The sequence below is a fragment of the Staphylococcus argensis genome (genome assembly GCF_002902305.1).
GTDB lineage: Bacteria > Bacillota > Bacilli > Staphylococcales > Staphylococcaceae > Staphylococcus > Staphylococcus argensis.
The window spans coordinates 323232-343290 of sequence record NZ_PPPX01000011.1; the positions used below are offsets into that span (position 1 = coordinate 323232).

Genomic DNA, 20059 nt, shown 5'->3' on the forward strand with positions numbered 1-20059 from the left:
TTTCAGACAAAGGAGATAGAAATTGAGAATAACTTAAGGGACTTAAGTCAGTTATCTTATGAAGTCACCTCTTTTAACTACTAGATGAACTTCATATTACGGGGAGGAATTAATTATGAGCAAAGCACAATCATTAATATCGGAAGACAGCAAGTATTTTGCGAAACCAGGACGGATCAAATATTATCCTTTAGCTATCGAATCAGGAAAGGGCGCGATCCTTACAGACGTTGATGGGAAATCTTACATTGATTTACTCGCTAGCGCAAGTTCACAGAACGTGGGACACGCACCTGAACAAGTGACGGAAGCAATCAAAGCACAAGTGGACCGTTTCATCCATTACACACCGGCTTACATGTATCACGAACCGTTAGTGAAACTGAGCAAGAAGTTATGCGAAATCTCACCAGGCAACTTCGAGAAACGTGTCTTATTTGGACTCTCAGGCTCGGATGCCAATGACGGTATCATCAAGTTGGCACGTGGATCACTGGTAGACCTTACATCATTAGTTTCACGAATGCCTATCATGGCTCAACTTACGGAGCATTATCTATGTCAGCGATTAGTTTAAATATGCGTAAAAAATATGCGCCACTCGTACCTGGCTTTTACCATATACCGTTTCCTGATAAGTATCGTGGCATGTTTGAACATTCAGAACCAGGTACTGTAGAGGAATACTTAGCACCACTCAAAGAGATGTTCAATAAATATGTACCAGCTGATGAAGTCGCATGTATCATGATTGAAACGATTCAAGGCGACGGTGGTCTCATTGAACCTGTAGACGGCTATTTCGAAGCACTTCAAGCGTTATGTCGCGAGAACGGTATATTACTCGCAGTAGATGATATACAACAAGGGCTCGGACGTACAGGCACTTGGAGTTCTGTAGAACATTACAACATCGAACCGGATTTAATCTCTTACGGTAAATCTCTCGCAGGTGGCTTACCTATGTCAGCCGTCGTGGGTAGAGAAGAAATCATGAACACGCTCGATGCACCTGCTCACCTCTTTACGACAGGTGCCAATCCAGTGAGTTGTGAAGCAGCCTTAGCTACTTTACAAATGATTGAAGACGATGACTTGTTGACTGCCAGCACTGAGAAAGGTGCTTACGTACGTCAACGTATGGCAAATTGGGAAGCACAATACGACTTTATCGGTGACATCAGAGGTAGAGGCTTATCTATTGGTATCGATATCGTGTCAGACCGACAAGCTAAGACGCGAGATAATGACGCAGCTTTAAAGATTTGTAACTACGCGTTCGAGCATGGCGTTATCATTATCGCTGTCGCAGGAAATGTACTCCGCTTCCAACCACCATTAGTCATCACTTACGAGCAACTCGATACAGCACTTGATGTCTTAGAGGAAGCATTTGAGAAGCTCACTAACGGCGAACTCGATAATTACGAAATTTCTGGACAAGGATGGTAAGACAATTTAAATCAAACATTGGGGGGTATTAGATGCAGAAAGTAAGTGTAAGTAACGTATTTAAATTGAGCGGCGCTTACATTGCATACTTAATCGGCTCGGGATTTGCAACAGGACAAGAAGTGATGCAATTCTTCGCTTCATTTGGAATTTATGGTATATTCGCAGCGATTGTGAGTGCACTCTTATTCTGTTTCTTAGGATCGACGTTAATGATGAAAGGTCATGATTTGCAACTTGAACAACCAGGTCATATCTTTAAATATTATTGCGGCAATATACTCGGAACGATTATCGAATACTTTACAATACTCTTCTTATTTAGCATCGTAGTCATCACTATCGCAGGAACAGGCGCAGTAGTCGCACAACAATTCCATTTGCCTAATCTCGTCGGTATTCTCGGAATGGGCTTCATCGCGATGATTACGGTAATCCTAGGTCTACGTAAGCTCGTTGATATCATAGGCACAGTCGGCCCTGTAATCGTAGTACTAACAATTGGTATTTGTCTTGTCGTTTTTCTACAAAATATTGGCAAGATTCCGTCATTGAATAATATGCCGCACTTAGCAGAACAAGTACGTCCGACACACTCTTGGTGGCAGTCTGGAGCGTTGTTCTTCTGTTACAACATCTTAGCTGGTACGATTTTCTTCACTCAGCTTGGTCGCCAATCTACGAGCAAGAGAGAAGCCGGTCTTACAGCATTTGTTGGCGCGAGTGGCTTGATGTTGACTGTCGTATTTATGATTCTAGCGATGTTAGCACACGCACATCACGTCTTTCACCTACAAGTCCCTGTACTTTATCTAGGTAAGACGATATCACCAATTGTAGCTGTCATCTTCTCAGTATGTATTCTACTCGGTATATATTCTACGACAGCTCCGATGTTCTGGTTAGTTAAAAATGAATTCTTGAAATTCATTCCGAAATCATTTAACTACACGCTCACTGTAGCACTCGGCATTATATTTATTCTTTGCGGAATGTTACCTTTCGACAAACTTGTGTCCACTGTTTATCCATTTACGGGTTATGTCGGTGCGTTGGTAGTCATCGCTATCTTCCTCCGTACTTTATGGAATTCAGTCGTTCCTAGTCGCAGTAGTAGTGAAAATGGATAGACATATATTTAAAGAGACTGAGACAAAATTAAAACTTATTAATTTTCAAAGTTATAACTCTCGCTTGCTTATGGGACCACACTCAACTAATTCTTTTCGCTCAAAGAGCTCGAAGAATGGATTTTCGTTGTGGTCTAGATCCATCAAGCGTCTCGAGTACACATTGAAAATTTGCTCAAGAATTTATTTTAAGCTTGCTTTTTATTTATCTTAGAAGTCAATTCACATTTATGTCCCAAGCTCTTTGTATTAATGTGATAGATACGTTTCAATAGTTAACCCCGCCATAATCAAATGGCGGGGGATTTGTAATGCATTTATTTTATTCCTACCTATTACCTACATCGTGACCAATTTCTACACGTTTATCTTTCTTATTGAATGATGCGGCTTGTATACTACCAAAGTTAGGATCGTTACGTTTCTCTTCTGTTTGATAGCCCATACGTTCGAATGTTTCAATGTCGCTTTTCTTCATCGCATTTTCATAATAAACCGTATCACCGTCGTTGTAGAAACGGGGTTTATCGATAGATTGTTGTAACGTGCCTTGACCACGTAAGTAATCGATAAGGACTTCGTTCTCTGTCGTAGGAATCTTGTTACCACCTGGTGTACCAATACCGAGATAGAAATCAGGACCTACCACAATAGATGGTGCAGTAAAGGATCTCGGCTGTTTATGTGGTTCTCCATGGTTTGGACTCGCTTCGGATTGAGAGAAGTTGGACAGTGAGTCATTCATGTAGAAGCCTTCTTTCATAAACTTACCAGAGCCAAAGAAACTAGATAACGTATTCGTTGTACTTGCCATCTTACCTTGCTTGTCGATAACGACAAAGTGTGTAGTAGACATCGTTTCAATATCATTTGAGAAGCTATTGTCAAAGCCGTTACCTGCTTTAATCTTCTGAAGTTCTCCAGAAATGTAATCTTGAGATAAATATTGGCTATAGTCTGCATCGTTACCGTTAACGATATCGCGGTTACGATACATCAAGTCACGCGCGTCAATGATGTTTTGAATAAAGTCATCACGGTCGTTTAATGTCGGCGAATCATTGACACTTTCATCAATCTTCAATCCTTGTAACATTAATGTACCACCGAGTGGGTTAGATGCTGAATAGACTTTATTGTTGAGATACGTCGTGCTGACAGGGTCTTTTTGTTCTGGCTTGTAGTCTTTAAAGTCTTTCTCTGTCAATTTATCATCGAGCTGTTTTGAAATACTTTTACCTACCTTATCGTAAAAGTAATCTGGACCATGATCTCTGATACCTTCTAACGTCTTCGCTAGCTCAGGCTGTTTAACAACGTCACCTTGACGCTTCGTCTTCTCATCGTTAAAGAATGGTGTATCGCGGTCAATCTTATCACCGAAAAGTTTCAAGCTACGTTCAAGCTCTGAATCGATTTCAAAACCATCTTTCGCTAATGGGATGACACGGTTCAAGATGTCTTTCTCATCCATCTTACCTTCTTTCTCATGAACGTCGTGCATCCCTTTCACAAAGCCTGGCGTACCAATTTGGTCCCCTTGCTTATAATCATAAGAGGAGATGTCTTTATATTGATATTGGTTCGGCTCGTCGTTCTCTTTACCATCATAAGTCAACATGGCACCACCGCCGCCAATACCGGAAGAGTGAGGTTCTGTAACTGCTAATGCGTAAGAGACACCAATCGCAGCATCTACCGCGTTCCCCCCATCGCTGATAATCTTCTCTCCAACACGTTGCGCAATAGGGTTATTCGTTGCCACGCCGTATTTCTTATTAGAATAGTTCTGATTATGGTCTGCAATCTTATTCTCGTAAAGGTCGTCTTTGTTGTAGCTGTCCGGTTTAGTTACAAAGTAGAAGATGAAGGAGACGACAATAACAAGCGCTAAGACTACAATGAGGAATTTCTTGTTATACATTGACATACTTAGCTGGCTCCTTTAGATAGATATTGTTGTCGCTCGATTTGGATATCTTGTTTCTCGTAATGATCGAGTCCTTCATTCGCTTTCGCAAAAGTAACCATGAGAAAGATCACGACAATGATAGCAATGATTGCGATATAGACCCATCTCTCTTTAGTTCTCATAGACGTAACCTCCGTTCTCTTTCTTCAACTTCACATCTTTCGTTTGAATATTATTCAATAGTTTACGTTCTTCAACTTTGTTTGGATTCGCTTCTGACACAACGCCGCCTTTGGTCTTAATAGGCGTTAATTTGAATTTAGAATGCTTGCCATTCCAATTCTGTTGCACGGCCAATCCTTGTTTCGTCTTAGACAAGAAACCTTCCGCTGTGACATTACCTAAACTATAGAAGACATCCGTACCTTTATATTGTTCTATTTCTTGAACGACACTATTGTGACCTACGATGACATCTGCGCCTGAATCCGCCATCGCATGCGCAAATTCACGCTGTCTTGTCGTAACTTGTTTCTCGTTAGGAATTCCCCAATCTGCGTTGACGACCACGTAATCATTCTGCTCTTTCAACTTCTTGATGAGTGGGATGAATATACGAGGTTCCATGCTGATAGAAGTAGTATTTTTTAACGAATCTGTATAGTCTGATCTCGTATCTGTGAGTGAAATAGTAGCCACTTTCTTACCTTTAATATCTTGTTGCACTGCTTTACTGTTGATGAGGTTAGAGCCGTTACCAGTTAAAAAGTTATAATCTGTCTGGGCTTCTATCCTTTTATTTAACTCTTGAATTTGCTTATTATCTAACTTGTCATTCACGAGATTGAGCGTCTTCAAATTAAGCTTCTTCAAGGACATAATGTTCTCGATATTCTTCTTGATGTTCTCGTTCTGATTGCCAGCAAGCTTACTTGTTTCGAGGCTTGCTGTGGAATAGTCACTCTGTTTGAGCATATCTTGAAGTGCTCCGAAAGTATGATCTAAATCTTGCATCCGCATATGTTTATCCAAGTTCACGTTCCCTAAATAGGTCATTTGTATGTCATCATTCTTCTTAGCCATACCTTTCACAGGCTCAATGGTTTGTCGTGTCATCGCAAAGATGAGCAGTAACACGGCAATAATTGTGATGGTAATCATGATAATGAAATTATATTTCTTCGTCTTCTTTGTCCACTTTAAGACGCGTTCAGAAATTGTAAATTGTTTATCCTTCATAACTAACCCTCACTAACTAATAAAGCTGTAGAAGAAGAGAATGACATACGTGATACAAGTGAGTAACATACATGTGGATAATGTGATGACTGCACCTTGTTTCTGAATCGTATTAGCAATGATACCAGGGATGACTACCCCGATACCTGACATTTCGACCATCTCAAAGGGTGTGAGCGGATAGATTAAATCAAAGATAAACTTCATGACCATACCTGTTAAGATCATCGCTGCGAACTTACGACGTCCATACAGGATGACGACACGGCTGATACCATGATTGACGATAAAGTATGTAATGCAACTGATGACGAGTACTGAAAGTAACATTATGGGCTGATCAAAGATGAGTGCTAAATAACCTGGAACTACGAGCCCAGCTGGACTAATACCAAATTTTTCGGCAAAGATTAAACTGAGTACGATGCCGACGAATAATGAGAAATATAATTCTGAACCTATCATGTTATTTTCCTATCCTTTCTATATATTGGGCAATTTGTTTACCATGTCCATGAATATTACCAACACAGAAGATCAGTGCGTTCTGTGCTTCATGTAACACTGCTTCTTCGACATCATGGATATCATGACCTTCGAAGTTTAAATATTTCTTATCGGGTTGTGAACGCATGATTTCAGTTACGAGCTGCGTACTTTTACCCGTACAGATTAACGTGTCGTAATCGACTTCAGCGATAAAGTTCTCCGCAAACATACGCGTGCGATCCACTCTATCACCACGACAGTTTAAGATGACCACTTTCTTGGTGTAAGGATAGTTGTAAGACTCCACTTTGTTGAGAATCGCTTTCGTAGACTGAGGCTCGTTGGCAGCGAAAGCGTTGACGTAGACATTCGTCGTATTATTCGCAGTGAAGTACTCGATGTTGACCGCGCCTGAGTCCGGTGGCGCATTCAGCATGCCTCGCTCAGCCGTTTCTTGGTCAATACCTAACGCCTCTGCCACTCCGATAGCTATCGCGACGTTGTCTGGGAAGACCAGATAGTCAAAGCGGCGCAGAAAATCTTCTGAGATTGTATTCTTGTCTACCACGATAGGTGTGGTGTGCCGTTTCTTAGCCTCTTTGATGAAAAAGTCAGTATAGTCATCTTTCATAATCACGAGATGACCGTTATAAGGAATCGTCGCTGTAAAGGCTTGAGCGACCTCATCTAACGTTGGACCAAGCACATCCATATGGTCCTCCATTACATTGACGATGACGCCAATATTCGCTTTAACTAAATCCTTCTGGAAAGTAATTTGGTAGTCTGGATTCACAGCCATACATTCATTAACGAGTGCGTTGGCTTTCTGTTTGACTACCTTGCGAATAATATCGCGCTGTTCCCCTATGTTAGCGCCTTGTGGTTTACGATAGACAGGATATTCCCGTGGCGTAAACCAGTACATCATACGTGCATCCGTACCCGTCGTCTTACCAATCACACGGTACTCATCTTCACGTAACATACCGTAAATCAAGCGAGTGATCGTGGACTTGCCTCGAATACCGTTGATGTTAATTCGAACCAGAATCTTCTCTAGTCGTCTCGCATGTTTGCGTTTGTCGATGATGCCGAGCCAGAGAATTAATCCTACGCAAATTATGATTAATACCAAGTTACGTCCCTCTCTTCATTAAGTTGTATTGACACTAAGGTCGATTTCAGGTGCGTTAAAGATATAAAAAAATCTAGTGTCAGTCTTTCATAAAATTTCTTTGGTTACATTTTTTACAATTTCACCAAAACGGAGATACTCAGCCAAACAATCTAATCGGTTGAAAAGATTGCTGATTATCTATACTTCATATCCCTATTGAAGACCACACTAGCATATCGCTATTAATTCAATTTTAATTATTTATACTCTATGTAAATTTAGCTTAAATTTTGTTTCATAATCGAAAACGCTTCCCCAAAAACTTATACAATTAGTTTAAGTTATTTTTGTGCTATTTACAATATAGCAATGAATATATTTTGAAGAAAAAGCCATAAACTTTAAATTCCGAAGATAAATATAATTTTAACTATTAATTTACAATAGATTAATATCACGATGGTAAGTTAAAAGTGAGCAAAGGTTATTGCTCATACTTACATCCATAATCCAAGGTATCTTACGTAAGGGGGACAAATCTTCGTGCGCAAACCCGTAAAAATGGCAATCGGCATCTATCTCACTGTTATGTTGTTAGGTTGCAGTACGTATCTTATCCTCATACTCATCGGCAGCTTACAAGGCAACGACATGCGAGGTGCAGTGCAAGATGCTAACAGTTACAAGAAAGTGAAACATGTGAGTCAAATCCCTTCATCCTCTAAGAGTGATCTTTATTTATACAACACACTATGTATGTAAGCCCAACTCCACCTTATTCTGAACAATTTCATTACACCTCACCCTAATACGCAATTGAAGGACGACGACAACAAACCATTGAGTTTGTTGTCGTTTTAATTTATGATGTTTCGTTACTATGACTCTCGTTGAGAGCAGAACGGAAATTCCTTTAGATTCGTCGTTTTCAATGTTTTGACTTTCGCTTACTTAGGGGGCTGCATTCAACTAATTTCTTTCGCTTTATAGCTCGAGAAATGGATTTTCATTGCAGCCTTGTTCCCTCAAGTGTCTCAAGTCGACATTGAAAACTTGTCTAACCATATTGTTTAATGATAAATTAAGTTATTCTTTCTTTTTGTATTAAAGGTGGATTTCCGTTCTGCTACTCCTTCAAAATTGTTTTCTTACTAAGTTAGCATCTTTATTATTAATTTCTAATTTCATCCTCAAAAAAATCTATAGTTTGGTTATTTGAGTATAGAGGTGACTAATATTTGAATAATAATGTCATTCTTCATTCATACATCATTCTCTCTTTCATTGCCTACTTCTTTACGTATAATTAAATTTCTCTTGATAATAATCTTCCAAGGAAATACTATAATAACTCGTCACACAATTAACCTAAATATTTGAGTGAATCAGTATAACTTTTATTCTAAACAAGAGACTTACCAACCTTTCGCCTGAAGGATTAGTTGTAAATAATACTTTTAAGACGACGCTCTTTATTATTCTCTACACCACCTACCTATGTCTTTGAGAAAATCAGTATATTTAAATTCCAATTAAGAGACTTACCAATCTGACGCTTGAAGGAAATAGTCGTCAACGAAATCTTATAAGTGAGAGCTCTCTATTCTCACCACACAACCAACCTATGGCTTTGAGTATAGTTTATTCTACATAAGAGCCTATTAAGGCTGATGCCTGAAGAAAATAGTTGTCAACAATACTTTTAAGAGGATGCTCTTTATTTCTCCCCATACAACCAACCTATGTCTTTGAGAAAATCAGTATATTTAAATTTCAATTAAGAGACTTACCAATCTGACGCTTGAAGGAAATAGTCGTCAACGAAAATCCATTATTGCTGCCAAAGGTAGCAATAATTAGTTGAGTGACGACCCTTAAGCAAGCAGATTGAAGTAAGTCTCGATATTGCATATTTTTAATTATACAAATATCTGAATATTCGATATACTTATATTATAAACTTATCTCAAAGGGGTCATAAATATGAGTCAATTTACCGAAAAAGACAAACTCAACCTACTCAAAGATTTAGTCAAAATAGAATCAGTGAATGATAACGAACTCGAAGTCTGCCAATATCTCCACGACCTTTTACAACAGCACGACATCAAATCCGAAATTATCCAACTCAACGAGACACGCGCAAATCTCGTGGCAGAAATTGGTACAGACGGACCTGTGCTAGGTATTTCTGGTCACATGGATGTCGTAGCACCCGGTAATAAAGATAACTGGACGCACGATCCTTTTACCCTTACAGAAGAGGACGGCAAGCTCTATGGTAGAGGGGCTGCGGACATGAAATCGGGTCTCGCTGCATTCGTGATCAGTATGATTGATATCAATGCTTCTCAAAGTCTGAAACATGGTAGAATTCGACTGCTCGCTACGGCTGGGGAAGAAATTGCGGGAGAAGGTGCGAAAGCGTTCCACGACAAAGGCTACATGGACGATGTGGATGCGCTCGTGATTGCTGAACCGTCTGAGGACCGTATCATTTACGCCCACAAAGGTTCCATGGATATCCGCGTGAGCTCAACTGGTAAGGCTGCGCATAGTTCAATGCCTGACTTAGGCTTTAATGCGATTTCACCACTTGTGAAGTTTATTTATAAAATTGATGAAGGTTTCCACAAATTTGATCAAACGAACGATACGTTAGGTTCTCCAGTACTAAATGCGACGTTGTTTAACGGCGGTACGCAAGTGAACTCTATTCCGGAATATGCTGAATCAGAATTTAACATTCGTACCATTCCAGAACATGACAATGATCAATTTGTTTCATACTTCAAAGAGGTGCTTAAAGAAGTAGAAACGGATAAGACAGATATCGAAGTCGATACGTACATGTCTCGTCCACCTGTGTTAACTACGGGTACTAATGGCTTGGTGAAATTGGCACAGAATATGGGGCATCAATACTTAAATGCAGATCTAGAAGCCCTTCCATCACCAGGTGTGACTGATGCTTCCGATTTATTACAAGACAAAGATGAGGACTTCCCGTTCATCATGTTCGGTCCAGGTCATATTAGTCAGGCACATCAAGTAGATGAATATGTAACGAAATCTACTTATTTAACGTTTATTGATCTCTTTACTGAGATGTTGCCGTCTTATCTGGAAAATCTAAAATAATGTGTGATATTTAACGCTATAGTTAATATATAAAATAGGCGACGCGACGTAATTTCTAGTTTACATCGCATCGCCTATTTTTCTGTGTATTTCATGCATTTTACTAATGTTTATTCACAATTTGCTTTAACTGTCTGAGGAACGTTTGTCGTTCTGGTAACGGGAAGATTGGATAAATGTGATAAAGGTTATAACCCGGAACGAAATCATGCGCGATACCTAACTCTTGCAGTTTGTAAGAAAGTTTCAATGCTTCAGGGTATAACGTTTCTTTCGTACCGATGTTAATCGTTATGTGTCCTAAATCTGTGAGATCCCCGTTAATTGGTGAAATTTGCCAGTCTGATAAATCTTTATCTCCAGCCCATAACTCTAGGAAGAATTTGCTTCCTTCAATGCCAATCATCGGATCGAATTGTTCATATACTTTCGCTTCAGGATCGCTAAATGTCGCATCGAGTACTGGAGAATTGAGTATGATGTTGCTAGGTTGTGGTAAATGAAGTTGCTTTAATTGTTGTGCAAACGCTAAAGCAATCTGTCCACCTGCTGAATCCCCACTCAAGATGAGTTGATGATTGTGCTCTACGCTTTTTAATAATTGTTTATAAAGCGTCTCTAATAAATCAAATGTCGCTCTATAGTCTGCATGAGGAACTTTAGGATAAACTGGCATAACCACTTTTGCATTGAGCGTCTCAGCTAGCTCGTCAATGTACTCGAAGTGTGGTTTAATCGGATCTTGGAACCAAGCGCCACCATGAATGTACAGCACAACCGGTTGTTGACGATTCTCTAGATTATTAACGACATACACGGTTGAGCCCTTTACTTCTAACTTATCCGCTTTATGTTTAAAGTTGTAGTCAATACCTTGGAATAGACCTTTCGTATGCGGACTTACCTTATCCAAAGCAACTTGCGCGTCTGAGATATTTGTAAACGGCTTCTTCATACCAGAAGCGCGAAGTTTAAGCTCGAGTAGGAAGCTACGATAACTTCTTCTTTCTTTAATTCGCGCATAACAGTAAGATGCCAACGCAAGGCCACCCACGCCTGCTACTGCAGTTAATACTTTCTTCAACAATTCTATTTACCTCCTAGTTCGCTCTCTTATCTTTAGTGTATCTTATTTATACCCAGAATTTTAGTGAAACACTCTACAGGCACCGATATTATTTTTCATGCTTGACCGCTTCATATCGAGATGGGAGAAACTTTCTATCTTTGTACAATAAATCTGTGGTGGCCTTATTTAATGAAATTTAATGCTACGTAGACACACCGTTTAAGGATAGTAAAAAACACTCTATCTTATATGTAAGCAGAGTGTATGGTTAAAAGTTGCCTATCGTTAAATAGATTATAAGAGTTAAACTTTAAATAATGTAATTTTTATGCGAAGCAGCGAGCAATGCACTTTCTACTGTTAAATCCATTTAAAATAAATGGCGCTCTTGGATCGCGCATTGCTGATATCATCAGCAGCTCGATGTTACTACCGTTCAATTAAACAAAGAAATAATGTCAGCGCCAAAGTAAAAAACAGCGGGAGCAACCGCCAATCTCTTATAGAGTGGCTGGCATTCTTTTTTACTCGGAGCTGAAGAACGCGAAGCAGCGATTTTACTACCACGTAAATGAGCAATGAGTGTTCTTTAGCGACACAGTAAAAAACAATGAAAGGCTCTCTAGAAAGCTAAAGTTGTTTCAGGAGATTCGTCTAATAACATCGCCATGTACAACTCGTCATGATAAAGACCATCCATATAAATAGATTGGCGTTTAATACCTTCGATCTTGAAGCCCATCTTTTCATATAATTTGATAGCTGGATTATTATGCGTGAGAACAGTGAGTTCAAGACGACGTAGTCCTTTATTTTTCGCCCATTTAATGATTTCTTCGAACATTTGCGTCGCATAACCTTGATGGTGGTAATTATTTTCAATACCCGTAATGATATAGCCGATATGTTTAATTTTTGCCACTGAACTGATATGGACAAACGAATAGCCCTTAATATCGCCCTCATCTGTCTTCAGACCAATATAGAAGTTATGCTTAATATTATCTTTTAACGTCTCTTCGTTATAACTCCGTTCATCTGGCGCGTATAGCATAAACTGGCTTTCGCTATCGATTTGCTTCATGCAGTTGTATAAATTCTTGGTTTCATCTGGACATATTCTTTCGATTTTCATTTTAAAAGCCCCCCACTTATAAAAATAATTATATCTATCATACATCATATTTCGTCGCGCGTCACATATGCATGGTTATTAGAATTAATATGATAATTACTTTATAGGGTCGTCAAATGTCATTACTGAAATCGTGTTATTTCACTCGTCTTTAAAAACATAATCAGCCATTTGATTCAACTGATGTTCAAAGGCTTGCATATCGATGAAACGGCCTTGGCGATGCATTTCTTTACCTTCGAGATAAATAAGGTCTACAGGGACAGTGAAGATAGAGAGCTCGCCTGCTATTTCTTCAAGGTGAGTCTGGTTAATCACGCCGAGTGGCACATCAGGATAATCCTTCAGCATCATTTCTATCTGAGGCAAGACAGCATGACACACGCTACAGTTCTCGCGCATCACGTGTACGATAACCAAAGGATGTGACGTGATAAATTGGTGGAATTCTTCGATACTGTTAATTTGTTGCATCTGTGCTCACCTCAATTTTGTATATTAACTCATATGAAATATTTCTGTATCATTGACGTCGTATATTCTTAACTAGGATGACCTTAGTCGTTGTCATACCCCAGCAACGGCCACTCAACCGTTATACAAGGCCAAGAACTAAAGCGCCCGATCTTTCATTCGGTTTCCTCTAATCGTCGAGTAGCTTTAACATCCGTTCTCTCACTTCTTGCGTGTACCCTTGTAAGCCTCCTGTATGAATAAATAGTATATTCTCGGCATCATCAAATGTGCCGTTTTCAAGTTCTGTTATCATTCCTCTGAAGGATTTTTCAGTATAAGTAGGATCGAGCACAAGCCCTTCTTTCTGAGCGACCTCGATGTAAAACCGTAGCTCTTCATCCGTCGCTTGTCCATAACCTTGTCCTACATAGTGATCGTTAATATCGATGGTCTCAAAGTCTGTCACACTTTTATCTAAATCTTTCACTAAATGCTTCACTTTTTCAGTAAAAGTCTCACGATCTGCATCTACATCATAGCCGACAATCTGTTTATTGCTTTGATAATGGTGATTGCCGTACCACAAACCTGCATAGGTACCACCTGAACCCACAGCAACGTTAATCACGTCGAATTTGATACCGAGTTGATGTTCCTGCTTCAGAATCTCTTTGTAGGCGTTGACGTAGCCATGTGTCCCAATCCAGTCTGAAGCACCTACAGGAACGATGAGCGGTCGTTTCCCCTCTTCCTGAAGCTCAGAAGCGATTGTCTCCATTGTAACATCTCGCTCATCACTTGATTCAATTGAATGAATTTGAGCGCCCATCAGTTGATCTAAGAACAGATTCCCTTCCACAAGTTGTTAGGAACCTGAAAGCACAAGATGACACTCAAGATTCTGCTTAGCACATAACGCTGTCGTAGCTCGCGCATGATTCGATGTGACCGCACCTGTTGTGATAATCGTATCGTAGTCATGGTCGAGCGCATATTGGATCGTATACTCTAACTTGCGTATCTTATTCCCTGATAGCTCTGTACCAGTGAAATCATCTCGTTTGATATAAATATTTTTACCATAGACCTGGCTTAAATTCTCTAACTTCTGAATTGGCGTATCTAACTGTGCAACATCCAATTTATTCTCTAACATGTGCTCACACTCCCTATCGGTTTAGTCTTTCGTCGGTTGAGGTGTAAATAATGTAGCTTCACTATCTTCTGGGTAGTAAAAGCCGTTCGGAACCGTTTGGAGTTCAATCAAGCTGCCCCACGGTGCCTTAACGTAAACAGTTTGGTTCCCTTCAGTATCCTCATAACGTGTATTGCTATGGGGGTCAGACAAAGGCGTGCCTCCAGCCTCTTGAATACGCTTGAATGCATCGTCAAAGTCCTCTGCTTCTACATAGAATGAGATATGCGTAAACCCAACGTCTTGCAGGGATTCTGCTCCGCGTTGACGTGCGTCTTCGAACTCAAACATTTCGATATTCGGACCATTGCCAAAGACCATCATACGTTTATGGATAATTTGGGCTCCACGTTCAAGTCCGAGGATATGTTCTACGTGACGGCCACCCCGTGGTTCTTCCGTCTTCGTTTGGCTATCATAAGCAATCTTACCGTCCAATCCCTCTTTAAAGAATCGTGTCGCTTCTTCCATATCTGGTACAGTAAGTCCTATATGATTAATTCCTCTTGTGATTGCCACAGTTATTCCTCCTATTAGATTGTTTACTTTAGCATTTTATAATAATCTGCTTTCAACAACTCATATTGATTCGCATCTTTAAAGTGGCCATGTGTCAACAAGTGTTCGCGCAACTGCCCTACGTATTGAAAATGAGCTTTGGTAGCGACTTTATTACTCGCAGTGTTGTCCACTTCAGCAAGCAACATTAATTTATTGATATTCAGATGTGTAAACACAAAGTCGCACATGACTTTAAGACACCTTGTAATGATATTCTTCCCGCTAAACCCCTGAGTTATCCAATATCCTACCTCAGCGCGTTGAAAATGAACATTCACATTATGAATATCCACCGTACCAATCAGTTGATCATCATAATAAATGATGAAGACGCGTCCTTTACCCTCAGCTTGAAGACGTAACATCATCCTTAAATAGTTTTCTTCATCTTTAATAGAAACCGATTCATCGATAAAGTCAAGAAATGGTTTAAGATGTGCCATATTATCTTGAATAACATGGTACAGCTCTTCCGCCATATACATTTCAGGTTGTGCTAGATAGATGTGTTCGTCTACCTTAAGCTTCAATAATAAATTGGTCATACGTGTCACATCCTTAAAGGTATTACACCTATCATAAGTCTATTATCAGAATAGTTCAATATTTTTAGATGACGAACTTTTAAACTATTAATGTTTAAACCTCAACTTTTTAATATCCAAGTAAAAGCGCGACAGACATTGCTACTGCGCAAATAATGACCCATAGTAAAATCAATTTCCAAGCAAACTTTAACCACTTCGTATATGGAATCTTTCCAACAGCAAGTGCTCCCATCAAAATGGCTGAAGTTGGAAATAGCACATTACTGATGGCATCCCCATATTGAAATGCTAATACAGTCATTTGTCGGTTGATATGCAATAAATCTGCAATAGGTACCATTAATGGCATTGTTGTTAGCGCTTGGCCAGAGCCTGAGGGTATAAAGAAGTTTAGGAAAAATTGAAAGATGAACATCACTAAAATAACGAATGATGACGGCACATCCGCTAAAAGTGTGGTCATACCATGTACGATGGTATCGATAACTTTACTATCTTCTAATAATACGATAATACCTTTAGCGAACCCAACAACTAATGCGCCGAACAGAACATTCTCCATCCCTTCAATGAGTGCATCAAATGTTCCATTAAATCCTAAACCACCGACAAATCCAGCCATTATACCTATTAGTAAGAAGTTAGCACTCATTTCATTGAATGACCAATTTAACGTGAAAATACCAATAACATTAATAAATATAGCTAGAACGATAAGCATTAAGCATAGGGCTTCCCTTTTACTAAAATGATGAGACGTTTCACTTTGCGTAAAATCATTATCTTCTTGTTCTAAATCGTAAACTAAGCTCTTGGTCTTATCTTTCTTCACTTTATGTCCATAACTCATCACTGTAGTAATCGCAGCAATCAAGATAAAGAAATAAATAATCGTTCTAAGTCCCCATCCAGAAAACATCGGCAATTCTGCTACTTTCTGAGCAACTCCTACTGTAAACGGATTTAACATTCCTCCTATGAATCCACTCGCTGCGCCCAAAATAACCATCGATGCTCCTGTTAGTGCATCATAACCTAAAGTTCGCGCTATAAGTATTCCTATAGGTACAAAAATAATCGTTTCTTCAGCTAGACCAATTGAAAAGCCTAGAATTGAAAATACCGTCATCGTTAAAGGAATCATGAGATAATTCGCTTTACCTAAAGCATGCATGGCTTTTTTAACGCCATTCTCAAAAGCCCCTGTTTTATGAACGATACCAAAGGCGCCACCTACTAAGAAGATGTAGAAGACAATTTCTGAACCACTAATCAACCCTTGAGGTATTGCTCTAAATACTTCTAAAAAAGACCCATGATGGGCAGCAACTTCATGATATGTACCTGAGACTACTAGTGTCTGGTCACCCTTCTTTTCTCTCTGATATTCTCCAGCTGGTATGAAGTAAGTCATCAGCCAAGCAATGATAATAATCATAATTAATAAAGCATATGTGTGTGGTGTTTTTATTTGCAGTTTCTTAGATTTACTCATTTGTTCCACTCCTGTTAGTCATTTTTATATGAATACCCTAGGTGAGAAGATGAAAACAATAGACATTAAAAAAACCGAGCCATAACGGCTCGGTTTTATACGGGAAAGGATAGGTTTAATAATTAATTAAATTAGAAGAAACGTTTTGCTGCTGTTGATAATGGTGGGATTTCGTCCCAATCTAATTTTTTATCTTCAGTGATAGATCTGTAAGCCCATTTACCATAGTTGATTGCTTCGTCTTTAACAATCTTACCTGGTAGTGGAGCTGCAGTTGAGTCAACGTATACGTTAACGATTGTTGGACGATCTTGTTCTAATGCTTCTGCAACAACATCGTCTACGCGGCTAGGGTCTTTAAGTGTGTAACCTACACCGCCACAAGCCTCAGCAAATTTAGCTAAGTCCATATCAGTGAAGTCGATTGCGTATTCTAATTCACCTGCTGCTTGTTGTTCGTATTTGATGAATGATAATTGTTCGTTGTTAAGAACAAAGATAGTCATTGGTAGGTCGTATTGTACTGCTGTAGCGAAGTCTTGCATAACCATTTGGAATGCACCGTCACCAGCGATACCGATAACTTGACGGTTTGGCCAAGCGATACGTGATGCGATTGCACCTGGTAATGCACAGCCCATAGTACCTAACCAACTAGAAATGATAAATTTATTGTTAACAGTACAGTTCAAGTAACGTGTAGACCATACAGTTGAAGTACCAACGTCTACTGAGAATACAGCGTCGTCATGACGTACTTTGTTAATAGCATCCATTAAGCGTTCTGGACGGATTGGTTTGCTTTCGTTAGCTTTATCCGCTTTCATCCAAGAATCCCATGTTGCTTTACGTTGTAATGTCTTAGTTAAGAAGTCACGTTCACCAACATGTTTGATTGATTCAGTAAGTTGAGTTAATGCAACTTTACTGTCGCCTACGATACCCGCGTTAACATCGAAACGGTGTCCGATTGCTTCTGGGTTAGTATCGATTTGGATTGCTTTGATGTTTTTCTTAGGTAGGTAATCAACGTAAGGGTAGTTTGTACCTACCATGATTAGCAAGTCAGCTTCTTGCATAGTTTGGTATGAAGGTTTCGTACCGATCTTACCTAAGTTACCTAAGTTGTATGGGTGAGAGTCAGGTAAGATACCTTTAGCTGGTAGAGTCACAACTGCTGGAATTTTAGCAGTTTCGATAAATTCACGCACTTCTTCTTTCGCGTGTTGCGCACCTAAACCGATTAAGACAACTGGACGTTTACTTTTATCGATAAGTTTAGCTGCTTTCTTGATACTACGTGGTTTTGGTGAGATACGTGCTGGTGGTGCAGTATCTACTTTCTTGCTTGTAGTATCTTTAACTTTACGAGTTAATAAGTCGTTTGGTAGTACGAGTACTGCTGGACCTTTTTTCTCGTAAGCAGTGCGGATCGCTTCGTTTACGATACCGAAGATGTCTTTGTCATCTTTAGTGATTTGGTGGCTGTATACAGCTACACCGTCAACCATTTTAAGAATATCAGTTTCTTGGAATGCTTTCGTACCAAGCACTGTACTGTTTGATTGACCTGCTAAGATAAGTTGTGGCACGTTGTCCATTTCGGCATCATACATACCGTTTAATAAGTGGACAATACCAGGACCACCGATACTTAATGCTACACCGATCTTACCAGTAAGTTTAGTGTAGCTTGCTGCTGTTAAACTAGCTACTTCTTCATGACGTACGTGATAGAATTTCAAGTCTTCGCGTACTGTTCTCAAGCTATCTACGACTGCATCGATTGAGTCACCAGGGATACCATAAAGGTGATCAATATTCCATGCTTCTAATGCTTTAACGAGTGCTTGATTTGCTTTAATTTTTGCCACTTTGAAAAAGCCCCTTTCGATTTATCATTTTTATCTCTCTTGTGACGAAATGCGTTACTATTCAAACACAAATACTACAACTTAATATAATAGCAGGATGAATATGGGAATAAGGATTGAACTCAAGACTGCTGTTAGAATCATACCTATTGAACTAAAGGCACCAGATTCAATGTCCATCTCAAGTGCTTTCGCTGTACCAAAGGCGTGAGAAGCGTTCCCATAAGTCAGGCCTTTCGCAATGGAGGTTTCAAAGCGTCCAAGGCGAAGTAAATAGGAACCTATCATACTACCGAGCAAACCAGTAGTGATGATAAAGAGTACAGCAAAGGTGTCAGTACCTCCAAGCTGATGAGAAACTTGGATACCTACTGCAGCTGTAATCGATCTCGGCAAGACAGTTACGATAACTTCTTTAGAGTAACCGAGAAGTTTCAACGCTGTAAATACTAACAAAAAATTGAAGAGCACACCAGCGAAGACGCTTGCAAATATAACTCTTGCGTATGCCCATATCTTATGACGATTCTGATAGAGGGGATATGCAAGACAAACAACGCTGACATTAAGCAAATAGTTAATCCATTTACCGCCAACCATATAGTTTTTATATGTCGTACCACTGATGAGTAGCACGATAATGATTGCGAGTGATGCGACCAATGCGGGGTTGAGCAATGGCGTGCGGTATTTACGTTGTAACTTTTGCGCACCGGCATATACGACAACTGTAAGAGCGATCATGAGCAATGCATGTAAGAAATTCATTGCGAATCACTCTCTTTAGCATGTACCCTTTTAACCATCTTCTCAGCAATGTACCCTGATACTAGCGCCACAGAACATGTACCTAATATGATGAGTATAAAGAATACGATGAAATTTAAATTGATATCCGAAGCCACATCCATAACGCCCACTACAGATGGTACAAAGTAGAATATCATTGTCGCAAGAAAAAAGTTTGCGCCTGAACTTATGAACTTTTCTGGTAGAATCTTAAATTGTAACAGCAAATATAACAGTATCAATCCAACGATGCTTCCCGCAATAGGAATATGACATATACGTTGAATCACACTGCCAACATACGTAACCCCCATCAACAACAGTATTTGGAGTAGTGTTCTCACTACTTTCCAGGCAAACTGCATGCTTTTCATCCCTCTCAAAAGATTTAGTTAAACTTTATCTCTTTTGTACACTATATATTTTAATCCATACCCCAATATATTTAAAATAT

17 protein-coding genes and 2 pseudogenes are annotated in these 20059 nt (G+C 39.4%); 4 read left to right on the forward strand and 15 right to left on the reverse strand.

Translation table 11 applies throughout. The features are described 5' to 3' along the window. Positions 1–115 precede the first annotated feature (115 nt). Positions 116–1452, forward strand: a pseudogene (locus CD039_RS08455) (aspartate aminotransferase family protein). A 32-nt stretch (positions 1453–1484) separates the two neighbouring features. Further along, positions 1485–2582, forward strand: coding sequence for a YkvI family membrane protein (locus tag CD039_RS08460; RefSeq protein ID WP_103371951.1), 1098 nt, complete (start codon positions 1485–1487; stop codon positions 2580–2582). 328 nt (positions 2583–2910) lie between these two features. On the opposite strand, the gene CD039_RS08465 is transcribed toward CD039_RS08460, so the two are convergent. Genes CD039_RS08465 through pgsB form a run of 5 tightly spaced genes read right to left on the reverse strand, consistent with a single transcriptional unit; the run spans position 2911 to position 7360 of the window. Continuing rightward, positions 2911–4512 (reverse strand): gamma-glutamyltransferase, encoded by a 1602-nt coding sequence (locus CD039_RS08465; RefSeq protein ID WP_103371952.1) that lies wholly within the window; start codon positions 4510–4512, stop codon positions 2911–2913. 2 nt (positions 4513–4514) lie between these two features. Then, positions 4515–4676, reverse strand: coding sequence for a hypothetical protein (locus CD039_RS11875; protein ID WP_002473102.1), 162 nt, complete (start codon positions 4674–4676; stop codon positions 4515–4517). Then, positions 4666–5733: a CapA family protein gene (locus CD039_RS08470; protein WP_103371953.1), complete on the reverse strand. Its 1068-nt coding sequence runs from the start codon at positions 5731–5733 to the stop codon at positions 4666–4668. Before CD039_RS08470 ends, CD039_RS11875 begins: the two co-directional genes overlap by 11 nt. Before the next feature lie 12 nt (positions 5734–5745). Next, positions 5746–6198, reverse strand: coding sequence for a poly-gamma-glutamate biosynthesis protein PgsC (gene pgsC, locus CD039_RS08475; RefSeq protein ID WP_002473083.1), 453 nt, complete (start codon positions 6196–6198; stop codon positions 5746–5748). A 1-nt stretch (position 6199) separates the two neighbouring features. Further along, positions 6200–7360, reverse strand: coding sequence for a poly-gamma-glutamate synthase PgsB (gene pgsB, locus CD039_RS08480; RefSeq protein ID WP_103371954.1), 1161 nt, complete (start codon positions 7358–7360; stop codon positions 6200–6202). A gap of 525 nt (positions 7361–7885) precedes the next feature. Here pgsB and CD039_RS08485 point away from each other — a divergent pair. Continuing rightward, a complete protein-coding gene (locus CD039_RS08485) occupies positions 7886–8104 on the forward strand; it encodes a hypothetical protein (protein ID WP_049410103.1) in 219 nt (72 codons plus the stop codon). A 1221-nt stretch (positions 8105–9325) separates the two neighbouring features. Next, complete coding sequence (locus tag CD039_RS08490) at positions 9326–10483, forward strand: ArgE/DapE family deacylase (RefSeq protein WP_103371956.1); 1158 nt, start codon at positions 9326–9328, stop codon at positions 10481–10483. A gap of 103 nt (positions 10484–10586) precedes the next feature. Here CD039_RS08490 and CD039_RS08495 read toward each other — a convergent pair whose 3' ends face one another. The 10 genes and pseudogenes from CD039_RS08495 to CD039_RS08540 all read right to left on the reverse strand — a co-directional run bounded on the left by CD039_RS08495 (position 10587) and on the right by CD039_RS08540 (position 19970). Further along, complete coding sequence (locus CD039_RS08495) at positions 10587–11570, reverse strand: alpha/beta hydrolase fold domain-containing protein (protein ID WP_002471576.1); 984 nt, start codon at positions 11568–11570, stop codon at positions 10587–10589. Between the two features lie 604 nt (positions 11571–12174). Continuing rightward, positions 12175–12687, reverse strand: coding sequence for a GNAT family N-acetyltransferase (locus tag CD039_RS08500; RefSeq protein ID WP_103371957.1), 513 nt, complete (start codon positions 12685–12687; stop codon positions 12175–12177). Between the two features lie 141 nt (positions 12688–12828). Next, positions 12829–13161 (reverse strand): thioredoxin family protein, encoded by a 333-nt coding sequence (locus tag CD039_RS08505; protein ID WP_103371958.1) that lies wholly within the window; start codon positions 13159–13161, stop codon positions 12829–12831. 169 nt (positions 13162–13330) lie between these two features. Then, positions 13331–14299: pseudogene (locus CD039_RS08510) on the reverse strand (D-cysteine desulfhydrase family protein). A gap of 21 nt (positions 14300–14320) precedes the next feature. After that, on the reverse strand, positions 14321–14857 hold the full coding sequence (locus tag CD039_RS08515; RefSeq protein ID WP_103371959.1) for a VOC family protein: 537 nt from the start codon (positions 14855–14857) through the stop codon (positions 14321–14323). Positions 14858–14880: 23 nt separating this feature from the next. Next, positions 14881–15444: a GNAT family N-acetyltransferase gene (locus CD039_RS08520; RefSeq protein WP_103371960.1), complete on the reverse strand. Its 564-nt coding sequence runs from the start codon at positions 15442–15444 to the stop codon at positions 14881–14883. A 109-nt stretch (positions 15445–15553) separates the two neighbouring features. Further along, a complete protein-coding gene (locus CD039_RS08525; protein ID WP_103371961.1) occupies positions 15554–16942 on the reverse strand; it encodes a YfcC family protein in 1389 nt (462 codons plus the stop codon). 131 nt (positions 16943–17073) lie between these two features. Then, the gene (locus CD039_RS08530; protein WP_103371962.1) at positions 17074–18816 is read right to left on the reverse strand and encodes a pyruvate oxidase; all 1743 of its coding nucleotides are present in this window, start codon (positions 18814–18816) and stop codon (positions 17074–17076) included. A gap of 81 nt (positions 18817–18897) precedes the next feature. Continuing rightward, positions 18898–19584: an LrgB family protein gene (locus tag CD039_RS08535; RefSeq protein WP_002470900.1), complete on the reverse strand. Its 687-nt coding sequence runs from the start codon at positions 19582–19584 to the stop codon at positions 18898–18900. Next, positions 19581–19970 (reverse strand): CidA/LrgA family protein, encoded by a 390-nt coding sequence (locus tag CD039_RS08540; protein ID WP_002470898.1) that lies wholly within the window; start codon positions 19968–19970, stop codon positions 19581–19583. The genes CD039_RS08535 and CD039_RS08540 overlap by 4 nt, the downstream gene beginning before the upstream one ends. Between the last annotated feature and the right edge of the window lie 89 nt (positions 19971–20059).